Raw genomic sequence first — 6,781 nt, forward strand, 5'->3', positions numbered from 1 at the left:
TTACCTCCTATTTTATATGTTCTCTTAAAACATTCGCTCTCTTTTCATTGACTGGTGTTTCATCCTCTTCATCAAATAAAAATGGTGTTTGAATTCCTACCATCAGTTCATTGAATTTAAAATTATCTAGTTTGATATAATTTAAATCTATGCCTAATTTAACTTCACTCAATCGATAAGATGCTTCTTCCATAGTGATAAGCCTGCTATTTTGCAGTATTCCTAATGAACGATAAACTCTATCTAACGTTTCTAAATGTTTATGTTTATCTAATCTTGATCGAATTTGAAGTTCTTCATTTATAATTTGATTGATTACTTCTGTTAAATTCTCTATGATTTCTTCTTCTGTTTTCCCCAATGTTAATTGGTTTGAAACCTGGTAAATGTGGCCATAAACTTGTGACCCTTCACCGTATATTCCTCGAATGGTAAAACCAAATCGATTGATTGTTTGTGCTATACCTGACATTCTTTTCATGATAGAAAGACCTGGCAAATGCAACATCACACTTGCTCTCATACCAGTTCCTATATTAGTAGGACATGTTGTTAAATAACCTAGATGTTCATCATAACTGATATCGAGTTGTTGATCGATTTCATCATCTAACGTCGACGCTTCTTTATACAATCTTTCTAGAGATAAATCTGTACCTAGCGCTTGAATTCTAATATGATCTTCTTCATTAATCATGACACTGATTGATTCATCATCATTTAATAGAACGGCCGATGCTGGTTGTTTAATCAACTCTGGACTCACTAAATGTTTAGCTACTAATTTCATTTTATTTTGTTGGTCCATCATGTCTAGTCTTTTCAAAGTCATGTTGGGTAATGCATCTTGTACTTCATTTATTACTCTAAATCCATCTTGTTCTGTCGGAAACATGAGTGGATGAACATGATTTTCAAGATTTCTTGCTAAGCGAATTCTTGAAGAAATGACCACTGGTGCTTCTTTAGTCGTTTTCATCCACTCACTAATGTTAGGTTCTAAGTCACTCATCCTGTTGCACCTCGCTCTCATCACGTAGCGATTTAATTTCGTCTCGAACAATGGCTGCCTGTTCAAAATCTTGTTCATCTATTAATTGTTGTAAAAATTGTTTCTTCTCTTCGATTTTCTTTTTAAGCGCAAGCTTATGATAAGAAGATTGAGGCACTTTTCCAACATGTTCATACTGACCGCCTTGCACACGTCTTACTATGTCTAAGATGTCATCCTTGAATGTTGCATAGCAATTGGAACAACCAAATTTGCCTACATGTGCGATGTCTTTTAACGTCATATGACAAGTTGGACATCTTTTTTCTTCCTGAAATGCCATTTCTTGAAAATTAATACCATGTTTAGTCGCTAAATGTTGTAATATTTGCTTTACAACAAATGCTTCTTCTATATCATCTTGATGATGATAGGATGATTGCTCTTGGTGCGTCCATGGGTTATCACCTTGCGCACAAGTACTACATACCCATTTTTCTTGCACACCTTCTTTACTTTTAACTGTTAATTTAACTTCAGCTTCATTTAAATGGCAATTTTCACAAAGCAAAAAGCAACACCTCAATTCTTCTAGTAGTAATTTATGACAGGTAAAATTCTTTTAAGAATATTTGCTCTAATAATATCTCGAGATACAATATCCATTTTTAACGTTTCTCGATCAATAGCAGCAATAATCATTTTTGCTTCTCTTTCATTTACAAGTCCTTTATCTAACAAGCCATCTATTAAATAAAGTGCTTGTTGTTGGGATATTGAAGGACCTATTAATTGAAGTAAATGATTAATATAACCTGTTTCATCTTTGTTTTCAATTTTCGTGATTCGGATGTAACCACCACCACCACGTTTACTTTCTATTTCGTAACCATGCTCATTTGTAAATCTCGTTTTAATCACATAGTTTAATTGAGAAGGGACGCAGTCAAAACGTTGAGCAATATTTGCTCTTTGAATTTCCACCACATCTTCATTGGTTTCTTCAAATAAATGTTTAATGTACTGTTCTATGATGTCGGACATATTATGCATGATTATCACCTCTTTTTGACCTTCTTTGACTATATTATATGACCAACTTTGACCATTTTCAATTAATTTGATTTTAAATTTTTAAATTTTATGATGTTAGCGCTTATTTTTTATTGTATGATAGACAATAGAATAAATTAAAGGAATGAAAAAACATGCACATTCTCATAGGGATTATTGGAATTATTTTCTTTTTAGCACTCGCGTACTTATTTAGTTCAGATAGAAAGAATATTCGTTGGCAATATGTTGGATTATTATTAGTAATTCAATTAATTTTCGCCTTCATTTTATTAAAAACAAATATTGGTATTACAGTCATTGGTGGTATTGCTAATGGTTTTGGTTATTTACTATCTAAAGCAGCAGAAGGCGTTAACTTCGTTTTCGGTGGTTTTAAATATGTAGATCCTAAAAATCCACCATTTTTCTTTAACGTTTTATTACCAATTGTATTTATTTCAGCATTAATCGGTATCTTACAATACACTAAAATTTTACCATTTATAATTAATGTGTTAGGTTTCCTGATTTCAAAAATCAATGGTATGGGACGTTTGGAATCATACAATGCAGTAGCAGCAGCAATTTTAGGTCAATCTGAAGTATTTATTTCTTTAAAACAACAACTTCCTTATATACCTAAACAACGTTTGTATACATTAACTGCATCTGCAATGTCTACTGTATCTGCTTCAATTATTGGTGCTTATTTCACATTAATTGAACCGAAATACGTCGTAACAGCCGTTGTATTAAACTTATTTGGTGGTTTCATTATCGCTTCAATTATTAATCCTTATAAAGTTAATGAAGAAGATGATAAATTATTAGTTGCCGAAAGTGAAACTAAAAATCAATCTTTCTTTGAAATGCTTGGGGAGTATATTTTAGATGGATTTAAAGTGGCAGTCATCGTAGGCGCGATGTTAATTGGATACATCGCAATCATCGCGTTACTTAATGGTTTAGTAAGCGGTGCTTTCAGTTTACTTTCAGGTGGTGCAATCAAATGGGATTTCCAAACTTTAATTGGATTTGTTTTTGCTCCATTTGCATTCTTAGCAGGTGTACCATGGAACGATGCGGTTCAATCAGGTTCTGTTATGGCAACTAAATTACTATCAAATGAATTCGTTGCAATGCAGGCATTAGGTAAGTTAAATGGCATTTCAGAACATGCTAAAGGTGTTACTTCAGTATTCTTAGTATCATTTGCTAACTTTAGCTCTATTGGTATTATTTCTGGTGCTATTAAATCATTAAATGATAAAAAAGGTGACGTTGTTGCAAGATTCGGATTAAAATTATTATTCGGTGCGACATTAGTATCATTTATTTCAGCAGCAATTGCTGGATTCTTCATTTAATGAACAAAGGCAATGTATGATTGGGTATTTAAACTCAATCATACATTGCCTTATTTTTATTTTTGAATCATATGGTTAATAAAATAGTCCGTTACACGATAATCATCTGTTAATTCAGGATGGAATGATACCCCTAAATATTTATCTTGCTTAACAGCAACGATTTTATCGCCAATTTCACTTAATATTTCAACATGGTCAGCTACTTTCGCAATATGAGGTGCTCTAATAAAAACACCTTCTATATCCGTAGCAATACCTTTAATGTCTAATTCTGATTCGAAGCTATCTACTTGTCTACCAAATGAATTACGTTGAACTGTAATATCCAATTTATTTAAATAGCCTTCCTCACCTTCAACATCACTAGCTAGTACGATTAAACCAGCACAAGTACCAAACATAGGTAAATCTGATTGCTGAAGCTTTTCTTTAAAACCATATAAATCCATTAACCTTCTTAATGTTGTTGATTCACCACCAGGTAAGATTAAACCATCGATATCATCTAATTGTTCTACTTTTTTAATAGCGATACCTTCATGACCACTCAATTCTATATGACGAATATGTTCACGAACTGCACCTTGAAGCGCTAATACACCTATTTTCATATATTACCAACCACGCTCTTGCATACGTTCTTCTAATGAAATTTGGTTAATGTCTAAGCCTTTCATAGCAGTCCCTAATTCGGCAGCTAATTTACCAATTAGCTCATAATCTTGATAGTGTGTCGTAGCTTGAACAATCGCTTTAGCGAATTTTTCTGGATCCTCAGATTTGAAAATACCTGATCCAACAAATACACCATCTGCACCTAGTTCCATCATTAAAGCAGCATCTTGAGGTGTTGCAACGCCACCTGCAGCAAAGTTAACAACTGGTAATCTACCATTATCTTTGATTTGTTTTAAAACTTCATATGGTGCTCCGATATCTTTAGCAAATGTCATAATTTCATCATCATTCATAACAGTCAATCGACTCACTTCAGCATTAACTCTTCTCATATGTCTTACTGCTTCGACAATATTACCCGTACCCGGTTCTCCTTTAGTTCTTAACATAGCAGCCCCTTCGCCGATACGACGAGCAGCTTCACCTAAATTACGACAACCACATACAAAAGGTACTGTGAATTGATCTTTACGCAAATGATATTCTTCATCAGCAGGTGTTAGTACTTCTGATTCATCAATATAATCCACACCCATTGCTTCTAATACACGAGCTTCTGTAATATGACCAATTCGTGCTTTAGCCATAACTGGAATAGATACAGCATTCATAACTTCTTCAACAATTTTAGGGTTAGCACTACGTGCAACACCACCAGCTGCTCTAATATCAGAAGGTACTCGTTCTAATGCCATAACTGCAACAGCACCAGCTTCTTCTGCAATTTTAGCTTGTTCCGCATTGACAACATCCATAATAACGCCGCCTTTTTGCATTTCAGCCATTCCTCGTTTAACTCTTTCAGATCCAACTATTTTAGACATAAATTCTACCCCTTTACTTCTTGATTAAATTAATTGTAAAGGATAAACTGATATTTAAAAAGGTTCAATTTATTTATTATAAAGGAGGTCAGATGAGTGAAAGAGAAACAATCACTGTATATTGATTTATACGAAAAGTTGAAAAAGCAAATTATAGAAGGTCAATATCAGTCAAATGACAGATTCCCTTCAAAACGTCAATTAAGTGAGCATTTATCTTTAAGCCAAACAACTATTGAACACGCCTATCAATTGTTATTGGATGAAGGGTTTATATACTCTAAACCACGATCAGGTTATTACGTCTCCGATATCGAATCATTACCTGTACTACCCAAACAATATGTTGTGCCCACAACTACATACAACAATAATGAAAATTTGGATGAAGATAAAGAACATTATGCTTATTCTTTTAACTTATCAGAAATCGACGCAGAATATTTTCCCTCACATTTATTTAGAAAATATGCAAAAGATGTATTTGAAGATAATCAGTTTGAACTATTACAAAGAGGAAATAATCAAGGTGAATTTGAATTAAGACAACAAATTGCGCATTATTTATTCAGCAGTAGAGGAGTAACATCTCATCCAGATCAAATCATAATAGGATCTTCAACAGAACAATTATTAAATATGTTAACTGATATACTCGAAGATGCGTCATTTGCTATAGAAAAACCTAGTTATCCTCCGATTAAACAAGTATTAGATAAAAAGAAATTCAACTATTTACAAGTCCCAGTCGAGAAAAATGGTATACAAACTCATCCTATTTTATCATCGGATCATAACATAATTTATATCACACCTTCACACCAGTTTCCTACTGGCCATGTTATGAATCTAAAGAAAAGAACCCAACTCATCAACTGGGCTCAACAACAAGATAATAGATACATTATCGAAGATGATTATGATTCAGAATTTAGATATTTTGGTAAACCTATCCCTGCATTACAGAGTCTTGATTCACAGGATAAAGTCATTTATCTTAGTACCTTTTCTAAATCTATTTATCCAAGTTGCAGAATTGCATATATTGTATTACCACCGAAATTGTTAGAACAATATCATCATTATCATTATAAAGAAGCCAATACAGCTCCAGTTCATATCCAAAGAATGATTGCACAATTTATGAGTAGTGGTAGTTTTGAACGTCATTTAAATAAAATGAGAAAAATTTATAAAGAAAAGTTGCAATTTATTTTAAATGCTTTGTCACCATACGAAAATCAGTTGAAAGTTGACGGTGCACTTACAGGTATGCATTTTACTCTAACTGTTTTAAACGGATTAAATATGGAAGAATGTTTACAACGCGCTAAAAAGCATTCACTGAAATTACACCCCTATGAATTTGAAGAAAATACAAGTTCAACTCCAAAATTCATTATAGGTTTCGGTGGTATTCCTAAAAACCAATTAACTTCCCATACAGAAGCACTCATCAATACGTTAATTATAAAGTAACACTTCTTTTTCTTTTGAAAAAGTTAGTGTTACTTATGCAATTGACGTTAGTCTATTGTATTCATAATTAACTTGAGGGATATAATTAAAGAGAAATGGATAAACTGACTCTTTTTATTTTTGGGCATAAAAAAAGAGACCTTGCGGTCTCAATTATATTTGCCTGGCATGGGCTATTGTTCTTAATAGCTCATGCTATTAAGTAAGTAAAACATGTGATTTTCAATCACTGTTTTGCTTTAGAACGTTAGTCTGCTACCTTCGGTGCTAAGGAGCTTTTTCAACTTGAGAGAAATGCGCTTATACTTCTTCATTTTCATCTCTCCCTTACTCACTTAGCTCGACTAAGCTCGTTGCGCTCATTCTTCAATTCATCGTCTAAG

Annotated in this window: 7 protein-coding genes; 2 read left to right on the forward strand and 5 right to left on the reverse strand. The window is 33.0% G+C overall.

Going from position 1 to position 6,781, the window contains the following annotated elements:
* Positions 1-7 precede the first annotated feature (7 nt).
* Genes AC2D8K_RS09095 through AC2D8K_RS09105 form a run of 3 tightly spaced genes read right to left on the reverse strand, consistent with a single transcriptional unit; the run spans position 8 to position 2,044 of the window.
* On the reverse strand, positions 8-1,012 hold the full coding sequence (locus AC2D8K_RS09095; protein ID WP_002451199.1) for a protein arginine kinase: 1,005 nt from the start codon (positions 1,010-1,012) through the stop codon (positions 8-10).
* Positions 1,005-1,562 (reverse strand): UvrB/UvrC motif-containing protein, encoded by a 558-nt coding sequence (locus AC2D8K_RS09100; RefSeq protein WP_484698535.1) that lies wholly within the window; start codon positions 1,560-1,562, stop codon positions 1,005-1,007. Before AC2D8K_RS09100 ends, AC2D8K_RS09095 begins: the two co-directional genes overlap by 8 nt.
* Before the next feature lie 20 nt (positions 1,563-1,582).
* A complete protein-coding gene (locus AC2D8K_RS09105) occupies positions 1,583-2,044 on the reverse strand; it encodes a CtsR family transcriptional regulator (RefSeq protein WP_002451197.1) in 462 nt (153 codons plus the stop codon).
* A gap of 155 nt (positions 2,045-2,199) precedes the next feature.
* On the opposite strand from AC2D8K_RS09105, the gene AC2D8K_RS09110 reads away from it, so the two are divergent.
* Positions 2,200-3,414, forward strand: coding sequence for a NupC/NupG family nucleoside CNT transporter (locus tag AC2D8K_RS09110; protein WP_002451196.1), 1,215 nt, complete (start codon positions 2,200-2,202; stop codon positions 3,412-3,414).
* Positions 3,415-3,470: 56 nt separating this feature from the next.
* Here AC2D8K_RS09110 and pdxT read toward each other — a convergent pair whose 3' ends face one another.
* Positions 3,471-4,028, reverse strand: coding sequence for a pyridoxal 5'-phosphate synthase glutaminase subunit PdxT (pdxT, locus tag AC2D8K_RS09115; protein WP_002451195.1), 558 nt, complete (start codon positions 4,026-4,028; stop codon positions 3,471-3,473).
* A gap of 3 nt (positions 4,029-4,031) precedes the next feature.
* Positions 4,032-4,919 (reverse strand): pyridoxal 5'-phosphate synthase lyase subunit PdxS, encoded by an 888-nt coding sequence (gene pdxS / locus AC2D8K_RS09120; protein WP_002451194.1) that lies wholly within the window; start codon positions 4,917-4,919, stop codon positions 4,032-4,034.
* A gap of 96 nt (positions 4,920-5,015) precedes the next feature.
* On the opposite strand from pdxS, the gene pdxR reads away from it, so the two are divergent.
* Entirely contained in the window at positions 5,016-6,398 is a 1,383-nt protein-coding gene (gene pdxR, locus AC2D8K_RS09125; protein ID WP_002451193.1) for a MocR-like pyridoxine biosynthesis transcription factor PdxR, read from the forward strand.
* Positions 6,399-6,781: the final 383 nt, after the last annotated feature.

This window comes from Staphylococcus sp. 510, from assembly GCF_057219715.1.